A 16,778-nucleotide genomic window follows, 5' to 3' on the forward strand; every position below is an offset into this window, starting at 1 on the left:
GTTGCATGATCCGCGGTTGCAGACCCAGGGGCTGCGGTTCATCTGATGCGCCACCAAGGAGACCCATGCATGAAGACCCGCGCCGCCGTAGCCTTCGAGGCGAAAAAACCGCTCGAGATCGTCGAGCTCGACCTCGAGGGACCCAAATCCGGCGAAGTTCTGGTCGAAATCATGGCCACAGGCATCTGTCACACCGATGCCTACACGCTCGACGGACTTGATTCGGAAGGCCTTTTCCCGAGCGTGCTGGGGCATGAAGGGGCGGGCATCGTCCGCGAGATCGGCGCGGGCGTCACCAGCGTCGCGGTCGGCGATCACGTCATCCCGCTCTACACCCCCGAATGCCGCCAGTGTAAGTCGTGCCTGAGCCAGAAGACCAACCTGTGCACCGCGATCCGCGCGACGCAAGGGAAAGGGCTGATGCCCGACGGCACGACGCGGTTCAGCTACAAGGGGCGGCCGATCTTCCATTACATGGGCTGCTCGACCTTTTCGAACTTCACCGTGCTGCCCGAGATCGCACTGGCCAAGATTCGCCCCGACGCGCCGTTCGACACCTCCTGCTATGTCGGTTGCGGCGTGACGACGGGCGTCGGCGCGGTGGTCCACACCGCGAAGGTCCAGCCCGGCGATACGGTCGTGGTCTTCGGGCTCGGCGGGATCGGGCTGAACGTGATCCAGGGCGCGCGACTGGCGGGTGCAGGGATGATCGTCGGCGTCGACATCAATCCCGACCGCGAGGAATGGGGTCGCCGCTTCGGCATGACGCATTTCGCCAACCCGAAAGATGTGGGCGACATCGTCCAGCATATCGTCGCTTTGACCGACGGCGGCGCGGATTACACATTCGACGCGACCGGCAACACGACCGTCATGCGCCAGGCGCTCGAGGCCTGTCATCGCGGCTGGGGCACCTCGATCGTGATCGGCGTGGCCGAGGCGGGCAAGGAGATCAGCACGCGGCCGTTCCAGCTCGTCACCGGGCGCAACTGGCGCGGGACCGCGTTCGGCGGTGCGCGTGGACGTACGGACACGCCCAAGATCGTCGACTGGTATATGGACGGCAAGATCGAGATCGACCCGATGATCACGCACCGCCTGACGCTCGACGAGATCAACAAGGGGTTCGACCTGATGCACGCCGGCGAGAGCATCCGCTCCGTCGTGATCTACTGAGGAATACGCCATGTTTAGCCATGTCATGCTCGGCGCCGACGATATCGCGGCATCGAAAGCGTTTTACGACGCGAGCCTGGGTGCGCTTGGCGTGCCCGAGGGCGTCGTCGATGAGTGGGGCCGGCTCGTCTATGCGCACGCTGGCGGCCGCTTCCTGCTGACCAAGCCGCTCGACGGGCAGCCGGCCAGCCACGGCAATGGCAGCACGATGGGGTTCGTCGCGGCCTCGCCCGAGGCGGCCGACGCCTGGCATGCCGCGGGGCTCGCGCATGGCGGCACCGCCTGCGAGGATCCGCCCGGCGTGCGGCACGGCACCGCGGGTCGCACCCTGTATCTGGCGTATCTGCGCGACCCGTCGGGCAACAAGCTCTGCGCCACTCACCGGGTCGCATGATGGAGACGTTATCGACCAGCACGGCGTTCGGCGGCACGCAGGGCGTCTACCGCCACGCGTCGACCGCGACCGGCACCGACATGACCTTTGCGGTCTATGTCCCGCCGCACGCGCCGGACGCGCGCTTGCCGGTGCTGTGGTTCCTGTCGGGGCTGACCTGCACGCATGCCAATGTCATGGACAAGGGCGAGTATCGGCGTGCCTGTGCCGAACACGGCGTGATCCTGATCGCCCCCGACACGAGTCCGCGCGGAGAGGGGGTTCCCGACGACGACGCCTATGATTTCGGCCAGGGCGCGGGCTTCTACGTCGATGCGACCGAGCAGCCCTGGGCCGCGAACTTCAACATGAAGCGCTATGTCGAGGACGAACTCCCAGCGCTGATCGCGGCGGAGTTTCCGATGGCGGACATGGCGCGGCAGGGGATCACCGGGCATTCGATGGGCGGGCACGGCGCGCTGACGATCGCGCTGCGCAATCCCGACCGGTTCCGCAGCGTGTCGGCCTTCGCCCCGATCGTCGCGCCGCTGCACTGCCCCTGGGGTGAAAAGGCGCTGACGGGGTATCTGGGGCCGGACCGTGCCGACTGGCGTGCCTACGACGCCTGTGCGCTGATCGCCGATGGCGCGCGGGTCGCCGATATCCTCGTCGATCAGGGGGAGGCCGATGGGTTCCTCGACGAACAACTGAAGCCGGCGCTGCTGGCGGAGGCGTGCGCGGCGGCGGGGATCGAGCTGACGTTGCGGATGCAGCCGGGATACGACCATAGCTATAACTTCATATCGACCTTCATGCCGGATCATGTCGCCTGGCATGCGGAACGGCTGCGGCGCGCCTGACACGCCGTAGCGCAAGCGATATGATGTGGCCCTTGTGTTCGGGCCGCGGACGGCCGCATGGCGCGCGGCGGGCGGGAGTCCGCTGCGATATTGTCGATATTATGATACCTCGGTCGGGCTTTCGTACCGAGGACCTTGCACGCCGACCTGCGGCGGAATGATGGAGCGCTGTGATGATCGCCGAAACGCCTTTTGCCGATGCCGAGCCAGCCGTCGGCCCGGATGGCAAGCTGATCGTTCCGCAGGAGGTCGAGGCGGCGATCCGGACACTGATCCGCTGGACCGGCGACGATCCGGCGCGCGAGGGGCTGGTCGACACCCCGCGCCGGGTCGCGCGCGCCTGGAAGGAATATTGCGCGGGCTATGGCGACGATCCGGCGCGGCATCTCGAACGCGTGTTCGAGGAGGTCGGCGGCTATGACGAGATTGTCCTGCTGAAGGATATCCCGTTCCAGTCGCATTGCGAGCATCACATGGCGCCGATCATCGGCAAGGCGCACATCGCCTATCTGCCGCGCAACCATGTCGTCGGCATCTCGAAGCTGGCGCGCGTGCTGCACGGCTTTGCCCGCCGGTTGCAGGTGCAGGAGCGGCTGACCGCGGAGGTGGCCGACTGCATCTGGGAGCAGTTGAAGCCGCAGGGCGTCGCGGTCGTGATCGAGGCGACGCATGCCTGCATGGCCGCGCGCGGCGTGCGGACGCCGGGGGTGACGATGGTCACCAGCCGGATGATGGGCGTGTTCCGCGAGGACGAGCGCAGCCGCAAGGAGGTGCTGTCGCTGATGGGCGCGCGCGCATGATCCGAACCGTCCTGGTCACCGGCGGGGCGAAGCGCTTGGGCGCTGCGATCGTCCGGCGGCTGGCGTCGGACGGGCATGCGGTGGTCGTGCATCAGGGGCATTCGCCCGAGGAGGCCGCGGCGCTGGTCGACGAGATCGTCGCGAGCGGTGGCCGCGCGGCGGCGGTCGAGGGCGATCTGAGCGATCTGCACGGGGTCGGCGATCTGTTCGCGGCGGCGCGGGGCGCGATCGGCGGTCCGATCGACGGGCTGGTCAATTGCGCATCGAAGTTCGCGTTCGATCGACCGCCCGCGGTCGATCCTGCGCTGTTCGCCGAGCTCGCTGCGATCAACTGCGGCGCGCCGGTGCTGCTCGCCTCGGCGCTGGCGTCGCAGGAGGATGTCCGTGACGGCGCGATCGTCAATCTGCTCGACCAGAAGGTCGTCAACCTGAACCCCGATTTCTTCTCCTATAGCTGCGGCAAGATCGCGCTGGAGGGGGCGACGGTGATGCTGGCGCAGGCGCTGGGCCCCCGGATCAGCGTCAACGCGGTCTCGCCAGGGCTGACGCTGCCGAGCGGTGACCAGACCGCCGCGGAATTCGAGGCAGTGGCGAGCGACAACCTGCTCCAGCGCCCGGTCGGGGCGAAGGCAGTCGCCGACGCGGTCGCGTGGCTGCTGGGTGCGAACGGCGTGACCGGACAGAATCTGTTCGTCGATTGCGGGCAGCGGTTTCTGGCGCGCGACGGCGATGTGATGTTCGACCGGCATCATGGGGAGCGCAATGGCTGAGTTCACGACGATCCTCGACGGGCTCGAGGTGATGATGCGGCTGGGCATTTATCCGCACGAGGTGGCGCCGCAGCGCGTGGTCGTCTCGGTCGAGATGACGGTGGTGTATCCGGGGCCGCTCGGCGAGGATGCGATCGGCGAGGTGCTCGATTACGACTTCGTACGCGCCGGGATCCTGGCGATGGCGGCGGAGCGTCCGTTCGCGTTGCAGGAGACGCTGTGCGAGGCGATCGCGGCGCTGTGCCTGGGTGATGCGCGGGTGCGGCGGGTCGAGGTCGAGACGATGAAGACCGACATCTACCCCGATGCCGCGATCGGGTGCCGGATCGTGCGGGAGCGTGCGATCTAGTGGAGGCGATAGTCCCACGACCGGGCGCATTTGGTGCCCGTGAGCGGCGCCGATCCTGGAGCCGGCTCGTTCCCTGCCCATAACCCCCTCATCCGGAGACTTATGGTGAACATTCTCGTCGTCCTCACCTCGCATGCCGATCTCGGCGATACCGGCCGAAAGACCGGCTTCTGGCTCGAGGAGCTTGCCGCGCCCTATTACGTGTTCAAGGATGCCGGCGCGTCCATCACGCTGGCCTCGCCGGCCGGTGGCCAGCCACCGCTCGATCCGAGCAGCGCGAAGCCCGACGCGCAGACCGATGCGACGCGCCGGTTCGAGGGCGATGCCGAGGCGACGGCTGCGCTCGCCGACACGCGGAAATTGTCCGAGATGAAGATCGCCGACTTCGACGCGATGTTCTATCCCGGCGGTCACGGTCCGCTCTGGGATCTGGCCAACGACCAGGCGTCGATCGCGCTGATCGAGACGACCATCGGCGCGGGCAAGCCGGTCGCGCTGGTCTGTCACGCGCCCGGCGTGCTGCGCGACGTGAAGGCGGCCGATGGCTCGCCGCTGGTGAAGGGGAAGACGGTCACCGGCTTCACCAACAGCGAAGAGGCGGCGGTCGGGCTCAGCGATATCGTGCCGTTCCTCGTCGAGGACGTGCTCGCGCAGCAGGGTGGCAATTACTCGAAGACTGCCGACTGGGGCGTGCATGTCGTCGAGGACGGCCTGCTGATCACCGGGCAGAACCCTGCATCGTCAGAAAAGGCGGCACAGGCGCTGCTGGCAAAGCTCGGCTGAGCGAACGGCCACCGGCTTGACCGGTGGCCGCCCTTCCGGGTGTCAGGCGCGGTTGGCGGCGCTGAGGACCGCGCGAACCGAGGCGGTGGCGATGTCGGTGTCCATGCCGACGCCGAACACCGTCTTGCCCGCCGCGGTCCGGCATTCGACATAGGCTGCCGCCTGCGCGTCCGCGCCATGACCGATCGCATGCTCGTTATAGTCCACGACGTCGAGCGTCGGGCCGGTCGACTCCGCGATCGCCGCGATCACGCCCGAGATCAGCCCGTTGCCACGCCCCGAGATCGACCGTTCCTCGCCATCGATCGCGACGCGGCCGATGAAGACGCGCTGCCCCGCGGTGCCGCTTTCCTCATAGTCGCGCAGCTCCACGCGGTCGTCGGCGTGCGGCAAATAGGTCCGCTCGAACAGCTGCCAGATATCCGCCGCGTTCAGCTCGCGGCTCGTCTCGTCGGCATAGGCCTGCACGTGGCGGCTGAAATCAGCCTGGAGACGCTTGGGCAGCTTCAGCCCCTTGTCCTGCTCGATCACCCAGGCGACGCCGCCCTTGCCCGATTGCGAGTTGACGCGGATCACCGCCTCGTAGCTGCGGCCGAGATCGGCGGGGTCGATCGGCAGGTACGGCACCTCCCACAATGTGTCGTTCTTCGCCTCCTGTGCGGCGAATCCCTTTTTGATCGCGTCCTGATGGCTGCCCGAAAACGCCGTGAAGACGAGGTCGCCCGCGTAGGGTGTGCGCGGATGGACGGGGATGTTGGTGCAGTAGTTGACCGTGTTCACGACCGCGTCGATGTCCGACAGGTCGAGCTTCGGGTCGACGCCTTGCGTGTACATGTTGAGCGCGACGGTCACGAGATCGCAATTGCCGGTGCGCTCGCCATTGCCGAGCAGGCAGCCCTCGACCCGGTCCGCGCCCGCCATCATGCCGAGCTCGGCGGCGGCGACGCCGGTACCGCGGTCGTTGTGCGTGTGCAGCGAGATCGCCACCGAGTCACGGTTGCGGATATTGCGGCCGAACCATTCGATCTGGTCGGCATAGATGTTCGGCGTCGCGCACTCGACGGTGGCGGGCAGGTTGAAGATGATCGGATTGTCGGGCGTCGGCATCAGCACGTCCATCACCGCCTCGCAGACCTCAAGGCTGAACTCGAGCTCGGCCGTCGAGAAGGTCTCGGGCGAATATTCGAACTGCCAGCGGACGTTCGGTTGCTTGGCGGCCTCGTCGCGCAGCACCTTGGCGCCGTCGATCGCGATCTGCTTCACCTGCGCGCGGTCCATCCCGAACACGATCTTGCGCCATGCCGGCGACACCGCGTTGTAGAGGTGGACGATCGCGGTCTTCGCGCCGACGAGGCTGGCGAAACTCGTCTCGATCAGGTCGCGGCGCGATTGGGTCAGCACCTGAATCGACACGTCGTCGGGGATGCGGCCAGTCTTCACGAGACCAGAGATGAAATCGAACTCGGTTGCGCCCGCGCTCGGGAAGCCGACCTCGATCTCCTTCAGCCCGACCTTGCAGAGCAGGTCGAAGAAGCGCGTCTTCTTCTCGGCATCCATCGGGTCGATCAGCGCCTGGTTGCCGTCGCGAAGATCGGTCGACAGCCAGCGCGGCGGCTTGACGATCGTCTTCGACGGCCATTGGCGGTCGGGCAGGTCGATTTGCGGGAAGGGTCGGTACTTGGTCGATGGGTCGCGCAGCATGGCTCGTGTCTCTCGTGATCGGGAGCGTTCGGGTCAGCCCTTAGGCGCGAGGCGCGGGGGCTGGCCACCACGCAAACGATCGGCGCGCCTAAGGGCGCGTAAGTCGAAGCAGCAGGAGGCGACCGTGAGACATTGCGTCTTCCCTATCGCGCGGACACGGTAAATGTCCAGCGCGATAGGGTCGGCGTACGTATTATTGCGCAGCGAATGCCGCGTTGATCGTCAGGTCGACCTTGTCCGACACGACGGGGGCATAGGCGCCGATGTTGAAATCGCTGCGCTTGATCGATGTCGTCGCGCGGAAGCCGAAGTTCAGCTTCTTGTTCATCGGGTTCGCGCCCGCGCCGACGAACGTTGCCTGCAGCACGACGGGCTTGGTGACGCCCTTGAGCGTCAGGTCGCCGGTGATGGTCGCCTTGTCGCCGGTCGCGACGACCTTGGTCGAGACGAACTTGGCGGTCGGGTAGGTTGCGACGTCGAAAAAGTCCTTCGACTTCAGATGACCCGCGAACGGCGCGGACGTGACCGACAGCTGGTCGATCGCGAAATTGACCTCGACCTTGGTCGCGTTCGGCTTGGCCGGATCGATCGTGATGCTGCCACCCGACGCGCCGAGCTGCCCCTCGAGCATCGAGAAGCCCATATGGTTGAGCTGCCACGTCACCTGCGTGTGGTTGGCATCAACGGCATAGGTACCGGCGGCGACGCGCGCCTTGACGGGGGCGCCGGGGACGGCGGCGGTCTGGGCAAGGACGGGGGCTGCAGTGAGGGCGAGGATGGTGGCTAGGGCTAGGCGCATGCGGGGTCTCCTGTTGAACGCGCGATGCTGGCCGAGCGGAGGGAGCGCGTCAAATGACGTTATGCCAACGCTGTGTTTCGGATTTGGGTCGGTGGGGGGGGGGGGGAAGGCACGCCCGCTGTTGTTCCCCCGCGGACGCGGGGGGCTAGCTGAACCACGATTACCGCCCGAGACCTGGACCCCCGCCTTCGCGGGGGAACGGGTGTGGTTGGGAACGGCAGTGGTGTGGGAACGGGGAGGAGAGCGGTTACCCCCCCAAAAAAAAGCAACCACCCCGGCGAAGGCCGGGGCCCAGTTGGGGGACGGTGGTAACGGAAGACGGCGCTTCGTTACTCCGGCCTTTCCAACTAAGCCCCGGCCTTCGCCGGAGTGGGGTAGGGGGTGTTGGGGCGAGCGACGCGCAATCCCCACGCCCGCCCGTCGGCCACGGCGAAGCCGCGCCCTATGGGCGTGCTCCGTCGTGCCGGCCGCGCTCGCGCTTAGTTGCGCTCGCGATCCACCAGCGCATTCTTCCCGATCCACGGCATCATGCCGCGCAGCTCGCTGCCGATCTTCTCGATCGGATGCGCCAGCGCCTGCTTGCGCGCCGCCTTAAGCTCGGGCTGGCCCGCGCGGTTGTCGAGGATAAAGTTCTTCACGAAGCGGCCCGACTGGATGTCGGCCAGCACGCGCTTCATCTCGGCCTTGGTCTCCGAGGTGATGATCCGCGGACCCGTGGTGATGTCGCCATATTCGGCGGTGTTCGAGATCGAATAGCGCATGTTGGCGATCCCGCCCTCATAGAGCAGGTCGACGATCAGCTTGGTCTCGTGCAGGCACTCGAAATAGGCCATTTCGGGGGCGTAGCCGGCTTCGGTCAGCGTCTCGAACCCGGCCTGGATCAGGTGGGTGATGCCGCCGCAGAGCACGGCCTGCTCGCCGAACAGATCGGTCTCGCATTCCTCGCGGAAATTGGTCTCGATGATGCCCGAGCGCCCGCCGCCGACGCCCGATGCATAGGCGAGCGCGATGTCGTGCGCGTTGCCCGACTTGTCCTGGTCGATCGCGATCAGGCAGGGGACGCCGCCGCCGCGGACATATTCGCTGCGCACGGTGTGGCCGGGGCCCTTGGGCGCGATCATGATGACGTCGAGATCGGCGCGTGGCTCGATCAGGCCGAAATGCACGTTAAGGCCGTGCGCGAACGCGATCGTCGCACCCTGCTTCAGATTGTCGTGCAGGTCGGTCGCATAGATCGCGGCCTGATGCTCGTCGGGCGCGAGGATCATGACGATGTCGGCCCAGGCGGCCGCCTCGGCGTTCGACTTGACTGCGAACCCGGCCTCGATCGCCTTCTTGGCGGTTGGCGAGCCCTCGCGCAGCGCGATCGCGACGTCCTTGACGCCCGAATCGCGCAGGTTCTGCGCGTGCGCATGGCCCTGCGAGCCGTAACCGACGATCGCGATCTTCTTTTCGGTGATCAGGTTCAGGTCGGCGTCGCGATCGTAATAGACACGCATTATATTCTTCCTTCTTTCGTCATTCCGGCGAACGCCGGAACCCAGGGTTCCAGGCGGCGCCGTTCGTGGTTCTGTGTCCCGACTTGCGTCGGGATGACGGGGTAAATTCAGGCCGGCTCTTTGCCGCGGGCGATTGCGACGATGCCGGTGCGGGCGACTTCGATCAGGCCGACTTCGCCCATGAGTTCGACGAACTTGTCGATCTTGTCGATCCCGCCGGTCACCTCGAACACGAAGCTCGACGTCGTCGCATCGACCACGCGCGCGCGGTAGACGTCGGCGAGGCGGAGCGCCTCGATCCGGTGGTCGCCGGTGCCGCGCACCTTGACCAGTGCCAGCTCGCGCTCGACATGCGCGCCCTGCGCGGTCAGGTCGGTGACCTTGTGGACGGGGACGAGCCGGTCGAGTTGCGCGAGGATTTGCTCCATCGTCGCGGGAGATGCGCTGGTGACGATCGTGATCCGGCTGACCGCCTTGTCGGCGGTGATCTCCGAGACGGTCAGGCTCTCGATATTATAGCCGCGCGCGGTGAACAGGCCGGCGATCCGGGCGAGGATGCCCGGTTCGTTGTCGACGATCACGGCGAGCGTGTGCCGCTCGGCCTTTTCCTGGGAAATATGCATCAAACCAGTGCCTTCGCTTCGTCGTCCATCGTGCCCGACACTTCGTTCGCCTGCAGGATCATGTCGGTATGCGCAGCACCGCTCGGGATCATCGGGAAGCAGTTGGTCAGCTGCGACACGCGGCAATCGACGATCACCGGGCCGTCATGGGCCAGCATCTCGGCGATCCCGCTGTCGAGCTGGTCGCGCGTCTCGATCAGGATGCCCTTCCAGCCGTATGCCTCGCCCAACCGGACGAAATCGGGCAGCGAATCCGAATAGCTCTCGGCGTAGCGGCTCTCATAGGTGAGTTCCTGCCACTGGCGGACCATGCCCATATACTGGTTGTTGAGGATGAAGATCTTCACCGGCAACCGGTATTGGGTGGCGGTCGCCAGCTCCTGGATGTTCATCTGGATCGACGCCTCGCCGGCGATGTCGATCACCAGCGCGTTCGGATTGCCGAGCTGCGCGCCGATCGCGGCGGGCAGGCCGTAACCCATCGTGCCGAGACCACCGCTGGTCAGCCACTTGTTCGGCTTTTCGAACCTGAAATGCTGTGCTGCCCACATCTGGTGCTGGCCGACCTCGGTCGTGATGATCGGGTTGCGTGCCTTGGTCGCGTCGAACAGCGCCCGGATCGCGCGCTGCGGCATGATCTCGTTCGGGTCGTTCTCGGGGAAGTCCAGGCACTTGACCGCACGCCAGCCGGCGATCCGCCGCTGCCAGTCGGTGGTGTCGGGCTTGGGATGCTGACGGCTCTTCCAGATCCGCACCATGTCCTCGAGCGCATGGCCGACGTCCGCGATGATGCCGAGATCGACGCGCACCGTCTTGTTCACCGACGAGCGATCGATGTCGATGTGCACTTTCCGCGAATTCGGGCTGAACGCGTCGAGCCGGCCGGTCACGCGGTCGTCGAACCGACTGCCCAGCGCGACGACGAGGTCGGCCTGGTTCATCGCCATGTTGGCCTCGTAGGTGCCGTGCATCCCGAGCATGCCGAGCCACTGCTCACCGCTCGCGGGATAGGCGCCGAGGCCCATCAGCGTCGACGTCACCGGTGCGCCGGTGATGCGGACCAGCTCACACAGCAGCTGGCTCGCAGCCGGGCCCGAATTGATGATGCCGCCGCCGGTGTACAGGACCGGACGTTCGGCCGTGGCGAGCATGTCCACCAGCTGCTCGATCTGGCTCTGGTCGGCCTTCACCTGCGGGCGATAGGTCTTGTGCTGGATCGGGCCGGGCTTCGCATAGCGCGCGGTCGCGACCTGCACGTCCTTGGGGATGTCGACGACCACCGGCCCCGGACGACCCGAGGTGGCGATGTGGAACGCCTCGTGGATCACCCCGCCGAGCTTGGCGGGGTCCTTCACGAGATAATTGTGCTTCGAGCAATGGCGCGTGATGCCGACGGTATCGGCCTCCTGGAACGCGTCGGTGCCGATCAGCGCGGTCGGCACCTGACCGGTGATCACCACCATCGGGATCGAATCCATCAGCGCATCGGTGATCCCGGTGACCGCATTGGTCGCGCCGGGCCCCGAGGTGACGAGCACCACGCCGGGCTTGCCGGTCGAGCGGGCATAGCCCTCCGCCGCATGCGTCGCCGCCTGTTCGTGGCGCACCAGGATGTGCTTGATCCGGCCGCTGCGGAACAGCGCGTCGTAGATCGGCAGCACGGCACCGCCCGGATAGCCGAACACGACCTCCACGCCGAGATCGCACAGCGCCTCGATCAGGATATCGGCTCCACTCTTCTCGGTCATCACGTCAAAATCCTTTCGAATGCGCCGCCTTTAGCGCCTCGTGGAGGGGGCGGCTACCGATATAAAAGATGCGTGTCAAACATCATTTTAGCAATATAGTTTCAAAATGCTGCAAGCGCGTTGAAAAATCGAGTGCATCGGTGCGCGTCCAGGCGGCCGGGGGCTGGTGCCGGAGCCAGGTATATTGCCGCTTGGCATAGCGCCGCGTGGCGAGCGATCCGGCCGCGATCGCGTCGGTTTTCGACATCTCTCCGCGAACGAGCGCGGCGATCTCGGGAACGCCGATCGCGCGGCGGATCGGCGCGTCCTGCGGGATGTCGGTGCGGGCGAGGAGTGCGGTGACTTCCGCTTGGCTGGTCTCGGCCATCTCGGCGAAGCGCTGGTCGATGCGCGCGTTCAGCCAGTCGCGGTCGGGGATCAGGATCAGCGCGCGGACATCGAGACGGTCGCCGATCCCACCCACCCGTTCGGTCTGCCAGTCGGCGAGCGTGCGGCCGGTCCCGCGGACCACCTCCAGTGCGCGCGCGACGCGCGTGGTGTCGGCGGCGTTGAGCCGTGCGGCGGCGGGCGGGTCGAGCAGCGCGAGCGCGGCATGCGCCTCGGCGACGGGAAGCGCGCGGACCTTTTCGCGCAGATCGGGGTCGATCGCGGGGACGGGGGCAATGCCGTCGAGCAAAGTGCGGACATAGAGCCCGGTGCCGCCGACCAGGATCGGCAGTCTGCGCTCCGCCACCACCTCGTCGATTGCCCGCGTCGCCTCCGCGGCCCAGCGCGCGGCGGAATAGGTCGCGTCGGCGGCGTCGACATGGCCGAACAGGCGGTGCGGGACGCTCGCTTCCTCTTCGGCCGAAGGACGCGCGGTGAGGATGCGCAGATCGGCATAGACCTGCGCGGAATCGGCATTGATGACGACGCCGTCGTGGCGCGCGGCGATGGCAAGCGCGAGCGCGGACTTGCCGCTCGCGGTCGGCCCTGCGATGAGCGCGACCTTCGGGAGATGTTCTATGTTCACGGCAACGCTTATAGCCTCGGGCACGCTGACCGCAGGCGATATTTCGACCGCGATGGACCGGCTCCGCGATGCGGGCTGCGCGCCGGGTGCGAGCGGCTGGATCGACGAAGGTGACGCCGCCGACCTGATCTTCGGCATGGCGCCCGACGCGGCGCGGACCGCGCTCGAGGGGGCGTTCGGCAAGACCGATGTGGTCGTGCAGTCGAGCCTGACCCGGACCAAGGCGCTGCTGATCGCGGACATGGATTCGACGATGATCACCGTAGAGTGCATCGACGAGCTCGCCGACTATGCAGGCATCAAGCCGCAGATCGCCGAGATCACCGAGCGCGCGATGCGCGGGGAACTGGACTTCGAGGCGGCACTCGATGCGCGCGTCGCGCTGCTTGAGGGGCTGGCTGAGAGCGACATCGAACGCTGCCTTTCCGAACGGGTCCGGATCATGCCGGGCGCCAAGGCGCTGGTGCGGACGATGCGCGCCCAAGGGGCCGCGACGGTGCTCGTCTCGGGCGGGTTCACGCGTTTTGCTGAGCCGGTCGCGCGCGAGATCGGTTTCGACCGCGCGATCGCCAATGTCCTGAAGGTCGAGCGCGGCGTGCTGACGGGGGCGGTCGAAAAGCCGATCGTCGGATCGCAGACCAAGCTGACGACGCTGCGCGCGGCAATCGCTGACGGGCAGCTGGTCGAGGGACAGTCGCTGGCGGTCGGCGACGGCGCGAACGACCTGGCGATGATCGAAGCGGCCGGCCTGGGCGTCGCGTATCACGCCAAGCCGATCGTCGCGGCGGCGGCGGCGGCGAGGATCGACCATGGCGATCTGACCACGCTGCTCTACGCACAGGGGCTGCCCCGTGCGGCGTGGGTAATCGATTAACCCCCGTCGATTGCGTCCGTAGGCCGCCGAGTCCCACTTTGGTGATCCAGGTTAAGGCCGTGCACCATATCTCAGCTTGCCAAGTCACGCGCAAAATTTAGGGGTCGCGCCAAAGACTTACGATCGATTGGCTGAGACGAATGGATGCTGGCTGGGATTATGAGCGCTTCAAGGCGTTCACCTGTGCGGATGACGACGACATTGATACCTTCCGGCGGCTCGCCGGGCCGACGATCGGGTTGAAGCGTGGTGATACCCTGCGGATGCAGGGCTCGCCCGACCCGCAGGTCTATATGCTGCTGAGCGGCTGGGTCGCGTGCAGCATCATCGTCGGCGAGAGCGCGCGGCAGATCGTCAAGGTTCATCTGCCCGGCGATCTGGTCGGGATGCCGAGCCTTGCCGCCCCGACCGCGTGTGACACGATCGAAGCCGTCTCGGCGGCGAAGCTCGGCGTGATCGAGACCGCAGCGATCGGGCAGGTGTTCAGCAGCAACCCGCGGCTCGCGGCCCTGCTCTTCCTCGTCTCGCAGCAGGAGCGTGTCGTGTTGATGGAGCGGCTGGCGTCGATCGGGCGGACCAGCGCGGCGAGCCGGATCGCCGCGCTGATCCTCGAACTGCGCACCCGGCTGCGGCGCAACGACCCGACGATCGAGAACGTCGTGCCGGTGCCGCTGACGCAGGAGGATATCGGCGACATGACCGGGCTGACCCCGGTCTATGTCAACCGGACGCTGCGCCAGCTGCGGACCTCGGGGATCGCGACGTGGCGGCGCGGGGTCATCACGATCGACGACCGCGACGCGCTGGCGGTCCTCGCCGCGTTGCCGCAAAGTCCGGAACGCGACACGAGCTGGATCCCGAGCCGGCGCGGCTGAACGCCGGGCGTGTCGGGATGCGTCAGGGGGCGACGATGACGCAGGGCTGGCCTGACGCGGCGCAGGCGCGCGTCGCGTCCGCCCGGCTGGCGAATCCGCCCGCCTGCAGCCGCGTCACCGGTCCCGCCGCGACATAGCTGGGCTGCGCGCCGCCCAGCCTGCCCTTGACCTTGCCCCACAGCGTCTCGGCATTGCCGCGATCGCGGAACGCGCCAAGCTGGATCCGCCATTTCCCCGACCCGGCCACCGGCTTCGCTGCTGGCTTCGGCACGGGCTTCGGCGCCGGCTTGGGCGCGGACGCGAGCCGGGGCGGGGTGACCGGTGCGGGTCTGGTCGCGGCTTGCGAGGCAGCACGCTCCGGCGCAGCGCGCGGGGGCACCGGCGCGGGGGACACGGATGAGGCGGGGACCGTGGTGCGCGCGACCGGCGTCACCGGCCGGGGAGCGGGCTGGGGAGCGGGCCTGGCAGGGCCAGTGGCCGAGATCGGCGGCGGCGACGCAGGCGACAGTCCCGACCGCGCGATCTTTTCCTGCGCTGCATAGCGCTCGGCGAGCGCCGTGCCGCGCTGGCGGTCTTCGGGGGAGATATACTGGTCCATCTGCGCCAGCGTCTGCGAGGCCGACTGCAATCCCGACGTGCTCGCGCGCGACATCAGCGCATAGGCGCGCGGATAGTCGCGGGGGACCGCGTCGCCGTTGAACAACATCGTCCCGAGCACGAGCTGAGTCCGCGGTTCGCCGCGCGCCACCGACTTTTCGAGCCAGGGCAGCGCGTCCGCCTTCTTGTTGGCCTGGAACAGCGCGAGGCCGTAATTGTCCTGCGCCTGGACATGACCCTGCAGCGCCGCCTTGCGGAACCAGCTTTCGGCGAGCGCGGGGTCGAGCGTGACGCCGCGGCCGAGCTTATAGGCCTGGGCGAGATTGAACTGCGCATCGGCGTCACCCGCGATCGCGAGCGGACGCCACTGGTCGATCGCGGTCGCATAGTCGCCGCGGCTCCAGGCATCGACGCCGGCCTTCACGTCCGCCGCGGCCGGCACCGCGCCCAGCGCTGCCACCGTCGCCGCCGCGCCCAGAATCAGGTTGCGCATCGAGTACCTCGTTAAAGCCAAATGATGATCGTCATGTCGCGATAGCCCGGCGAAGGCAAAGATCGGGTTAAGCCGTGCGCCGTCGGGTGCGGGGGCGCAGCACGTCGTCGTAACGGCTTGGGAACCACGCGTTAACCGCTTCTTATCCGCTGGCATGGCATCGCGTGCCTTGGTTGACGAGACGTAAGGGGGCTTATGCGCGTTCTGGCGATGGCATCGCAGAAAGGCGGGTCGGGAAAGACGACACTGTCCGGGCATCTCGCGGTCCAGGCGGAGCGCGCCGGGCAGGGGCCGGTCGTGCTGATCGATATCGATCCGCAAGCGTCGCTGACCGACTGGTGGAACGAGCGCGAGGCGGAGGCGCCGGCGCTGGCGCAGACCACGGTCGCGCGGCTCGCCGCCGATCTCGAAATTCTTCGCCAGCAGGGGTTCAAGCTGGCGGTGATCGACACGCCGCCGTCGATCACGGTCGCGATCCAGACGGTGATCCAGATCGCGGAGCTGATCGTCGTGCCAACCCGGCCGAGCCCGCATGACCTGCGCGCGGTCGGTGCGACCGTCGATCTGTGCGATCGCGCGGGCAAGCCGCTGATCTTCGTCGTCAATGCCGCGACCCCCAAGGCGCGGATCACGGCCGAGGCGATCGTCGCGCTCTCTCAGCACGGCACCGTCGCGCCGATGACGATCCACCAGCGCACCGATTTCGCCGCCTCGATGATCGACGGCCGCACGGTCATGGAGGTCGATCCCAAGGGCAAGTCCGCGGCGGAGATCGAAGCGCTCTGGGCCTATGTCACCGACCGGCTCGAAAAGAATTTCCGGCGCACGGTGTTCAGCGTGCCGAACGCAGGCGCGGGGTTCGGGCAGCGCGGGCCCGCGCCGGGCTTCGGCCGGCGGGTGGTCGGATGAGCGCGATGCCCGCCCGCCCGCCCGTCCAGTCGCATCCCGAATCGGCCGACCTGCCGAAGCCGCTGGGCTCGCTGTCGGCGTCGCTGCTGGCGCGCAAGGGCGACGCACGCCCGGCGATGCGGCCGCTCGCGCTCGGTACGGCCACGGTCGTACCGGTCGAGGATGATGCCGCTTCTGTCACGTCGGTGACGGTTGCGACCGCACGCCGGATCGCGCGCGAGAGCGCAGCCAGAACGCGCAACGGCAAGGCCGCCTTTACACTCCGCCTCGACAGCGACCGGCATGTCCGGCTGCGGCTGGCGAGTGCGATGACGCGGCATTCGTCGCAACACCTCGTGACGCTCGCGCTCGATGCCTTTCTTCAAAATCTGCCCGAGGTCGACGCGCTCGTTGCGCAGCTTCCCGTGACCAGGGCCCCGAAATGAACCGGTGGGATCATAGCCGATGACGACACGAATCCTTCTTTCGATGGGGCTGTCGGCCCTTGTACTGGGCGGCACGATGGTCGGGTGCAGCGCGGGCGAGACCGGCCGCGGC

The 16,778-nt window shown here is 67.2% G+C and carries 18 protein-coding genes; 11 read left to right on the forward strand and 7 right to left on the reverse strand.

The features are described from left to right. Positions 1–69 precede the first annotated feature (69 nt). From sphst_RS19090 to sphst_RS19120, 7 genes are all read left to right on the forward strand, one after another. On the forward strand, positions 70–1,176 hold the full coding sequence (locus sphst_RS19090; RefSeq protein ID WP_031394797.1) for an S-(hydroxymethyl)glutathione dehydrogenase/class III alcohol dehydrogenase: 1,107 nt from the start codon (positions 70–72) through the stop codon (positions 1,174–1,176). 10 nt (positions 1,177–1,186) lie between these two features. Continuing rightward, positions 1,187–1,570 (forward strand): VOC family protein, encoded by a 384-nt coding sequence (locus sphst_RS19095; RefSeq protein WP_107046000.1) that lies wholly within the window; start codon positions 1,187–1,189, stop codon positions 1,568–1,570. Next, the gene (gene fghA / locus sphst_RS19100) at positions 1,570–2,409 is read left to right on the forward strand and encodes an S-formylglutathione hydrolase (protein ID WP_031395194.1); all 840 of its coding nucleotides are present in this window, start codon (positions 1,570–1,572) and stop codon (positions 2,407–2,409) included. Before sphst_RS19095 ends, fghA begins: the two co-directional genes overlap by 1 nt. Before the next feature lie 173 nt (positions 2,410–2,582). Beyond that, positions 2,583–3,209 (forward strand): GTP cyclohydrolase I FolE, encoded by a 627-nt coding sequence (gene folE / locus sphst_RS19105; RefSeq protein WP_081877669.1) that lies wholly within the window; start codon positions 2,583–2,585, stop codon positions 3,207–3,209. Beyond that, complete coding sequence (locus tag sphst_RS19110) at positions 3,206–3,979, forward strand: SDR family NAD(P)-dependent oxidoreductase (protein ID WP_031395192.1); 774 nt, start codon at positions 3,206–3,208, stop codon at positions 3,977–3,979. The genes folE and sphst_RS19110 overlap by 4 nt, the downstream gene beginning before the upstream one ends. Further along, positions 3,972–4,328, forward strand: coding sequence for a dihydroneopterin aldolase (locus sphst_RS19115; RefSeq protein ID WP_031395191.1), 357 nt, complete (start codon positions 3,972–3,974; stop codon positions 4,326–4,328). The genes sphst_RS19110 and sphst_RS19115 overlap by 8 nt, the downstream gene beginning before the upstream one ends. A gap of 105 nt (positions 4,329–4,433) precedes the next feature. After that, positions 4,434–5,111, forward strand: coding sequence for a type 1 glutamine amidotransferase domain-containing protein (locus tag sphst_RS19120; RefSeq protein WP_031395190.1), 678 nt, complete (start codon positions 4,434–4,436; stop codon positions 5,109–5,111). A gap of 42 nt (positions 5,112–5,153) precedes the next feature. On the opposite strand, the gene leuA is transcribed toward sphst_RS19120, so the two are convergent. The 6 genes from leuA to miaA form a co-directional block, all read right to left on the reverse strand. Further along, positions 5,154–6,812 (reverse strand): 2-isopropylmalate synthase, encoded by a 1,659-nt coding sequence (gene leuA / locus sphst_RS19125; RefSeq protein ID WP_031395189.1) that lies wholly within the window; start codon positions 6,810–6,812, stop codon positions 5,154–5,156. A 193-nt stretch (positions 6,813–7,005) separates the two neighbouring features. Then, on the reverse strand, positions 7,006–7,611 hold the full coding sequence (locus sphst_RS19130) for a YceI family protein (protein WP_031395188.1): 606 nt from the start codon (positions 7,609–7,611) through the stop codon (positions 7,006–7,008). Positions 7,612–8,090: 479 nt separating this feature from the next. After that, a complete protein-coding gene (ilvC, locus tag sphst_RS19135; RefSeq protein WP_031395187.1) occupies positions 8,091–9,110 on the reverse strand; it encodes a ketol-acid reductoisomerase in 1,020 nt (339 codons plus the stop codon). A 107-nt stretch (positions 9,111–9,217) separates the two neighbouring features. Continuing rightward, on the reverse strand, positions 9,218–9,733 hold the full coding sequence (ilvN, locus tag sphst_RS19140; RefSeq protein WP_031395186.1) for an acetolactate synthase small subunit: 516 nt from the start codon (positions 9,731–9,733) through the stop codon (positions 9,218–9,220). Continuing rightward, positions 9,733–11,481 carry an acetolactate synthase 3 large subunit gene (locus sphst_RS19145; protein WP_107046001.1) on the reverse strand — a complete coding sequence of 583 codons (1,749 nt, stop codon included), beginning with the start codon at positions 11,479–11,481 and terminating at the stop codon, positions 9,733–9,735. Before sphst_RS19145 ends, ilvN begins: the two co-directional genes overlap by 1 nt. 82 nt (positions 11,482–11,563) lie before the next feature. Beyond that, positions 11,564–12,493 carry a tRNA (adenosine(37)-N6)-dimethylallyltransferase MiaA gene (gene miaA, locus sphst_RS19150; RefSeq protein WP_056405457.1) on the reverse strand — a complete coding sequence of 310 codons (930 nt, stop codon included), beginning with the start codon at positions 12,491–12,493 and terminating at the stop codon, positions 11,564–11,566. Here miaA and serB point away from each other — a divergent pair. After that, the gene (serB, locus tag sphst_RS19155; RefSeq protein ID WP_031393966.1) at positions 12,486–13,367 is read left to right on the forward strand and encodes a phosphoserine phosphatase SerB; all 882 of its coding nucleotides are present in this window, start codon (positions 12,486–12,488) and stop codon (positions 13,365–13,367) included. The two genes, miaA and serB, sit on opposite strands and share 8 nt — an antisense overlap. 140 nt (positions 13,368–13,507) lie before the next feature. After that, positions 13,508–14,242: a Crp/Fnr family transcriptional regulator gene (locus sphst_RS19160; RefSeq protein WP_056405459.1), complete on the forward strand. Its 735-nt coding sequence runs from the start codon at positions 13,508–13,510 to the stop codon at positions 14,240–14,242. 22 nt (positions 14,243–14,264) lie between these two features. Here sphst_RS19160 and sphst_RS19165 read toward each other — a convergent pair whose 3' ends face one another. Beyond that, positions 14,265–15,332: an SPOR domain-containing protein gene (locus sphst_RS19165; protein WP_056405462.1), complete on the reverse strand. Its 1,068-nt coding sequence runs from the start codon at positions 15,330–15,332 to the stop codon at positions 14,265–14,267. 195 nt (positions 15,333–15,527) lie between these two features. Here sphst_RS19165 and sphst_RS19170 point away from each other — a divergent pair, with 195 nt between their 5' ends. Both sphst_RS19170 and sphst_RS19175 read left to right on the forward strand, forming a co-directional pair. After that, the gene (locus sphst_RS19170; RefSeq protein WP_031394522.1) at positions 15,528–16,241 is read left to right on the forward strand and encodes a ParA family protein; all 714 of its coding nucleotides are present in this window, start codon (positions 15,528–15,530) and stop codon (positions 16,239–16,241) included. Next, positions 16,238–16,666: a hypothetical protein gene (locus sphst_RS19175; RefSeq protein ID WP_056405464.1), complete on the forward strand. Its 429-nt coding sequence runs from the start codon at positions 16,238–16,240 to the stop codon at positions 16,664–16,666. Before sphst_RS19170 ends, sphst_RS19175 begins: the two co-directional genes overlap by 4 nt. Positions 16,667–16,778 lie beyond the last annotated feature (112 nt).

The sequence above is a fragment of the Sphingomonas sp. STIS6.2 genome, assembly GCF_000732685.2.
In the GTDB taxonomy this organism is placed as follows: Bacteria; Pseudomonadota; Alphaproteobacteria; order Sphingomonadales; family Sphingomonadaceae; genus Sphingomonas; species Sphingomonas aerolata.

Bases quoted from the DNA above. Each gene is read 5' to 3' on its own strand.
- sphst_RS19090 (WP_031394797.1), top strand. From the start codon at position 70: ATGAAGACCCGCGCCGCCGTAGCCTTCGAGGCGAAAAAACCGCTCGAG.
- sphst_RS19095 (WP_107046000.1), top strand. From the start codon at position 1,187: ATGTTTAGCCATGTCATGCTCGGCGCCGACGATATCGCGGCATCGAAA.
- fghA (WP_031395194.1), top strand. From the start codon at position 1,570: ATGGAGACGTTATCGACCAGCACGGCGTTCGGCGGCACGCAGGGCGTC.
- folE (WP_081877669.1), top strand. From the start codon at position 2,583: ATGATCGCCGAAACGCCTTTTGCCGATGCCGAGCCAGCCGTCGGCCCG.
- sphst_RS19110 (WP_031395192.1), top strand. From the start codon at position 3,206: ATGATCCGAACCGTCCTGGTCACCGGCGGGGCGAAGCGCTTGGGCGCT.
- sphst_RS19115 (WP_031395191.1), top strand. From the start codon at position 3,972: ATGGCTGAGTTCACGACGATCCTCGACGGGCTCGAGGTGATGATGCGG.
- leuA (WP_031395189.1), bottom strand. From the start codon at position 6,812: ATGCTGCGCGACCCATCGACCAAGTACCGACCCTTCCCGCAAATCGAC.
- sphst_RS19130 (WP_031395188.1), bottom strand. From the start codon at position 7,611: ATGCGCCTAGCCCTAGCCACCATCCTCGCCCTCACTGCAGCCCCCGTC.
- ilvC (WP_031395187.1), bottom strand. From the start codon at position 9,110: ATGCGTGTCTATTACGATCGCGACGCCGACCTGAACCTGATCACCGAA.
- ilvN (WP_031395186.1), bottom strand. From the start codon at position 9,733: ATGCATATTTCCCAGGAAAAGGCCGAGCGGCACACGCTCGCCGTGATC.
- sphst_RS19145 (WP_107046001.1), bottom strand. From the start codon at position 11,481: ATGACCGAGAAGAGTGGAGCCGATATCCTGATCGAGGCGCTGTGCGAT.
- serB (WP_031393966.1), top strand. From the start codon at position 12,486: ATGTTCACGGCAACGCTTATAGCCTCGGGCACGCTGACCGCAGGCGAT.
- sphst_RS19160 (WP_056405459.1), top strand. From the start codon at position 13,508: ATGGATGCTGGCTGGGATTATGAGCGCTTCAAGGCGTTCACCTGTGCG.
- sphst_RS19165 (WP_056405462.1), bottom strand. From the start codon at position 15,332: ATGCGCAACCTGATTCTGGGCGCGGCGGCGACGGTGGCAGCGCTGGGC.
- sphst_RS19170 (WP_031394522.1), top strand. From the start codon at position 15,528: ATGCGCGTTCTGGCGATGGCATCGCAGAAAGGCGGGTCGGGAAAGACG.
- sphst_RS19175 (WP_056405464.1), top strand. From the start codon at position 16,238: ATGAGCGCGATGCCCGCCCGCCCGCCCGTCCAGTCGCATCCCGAATCG.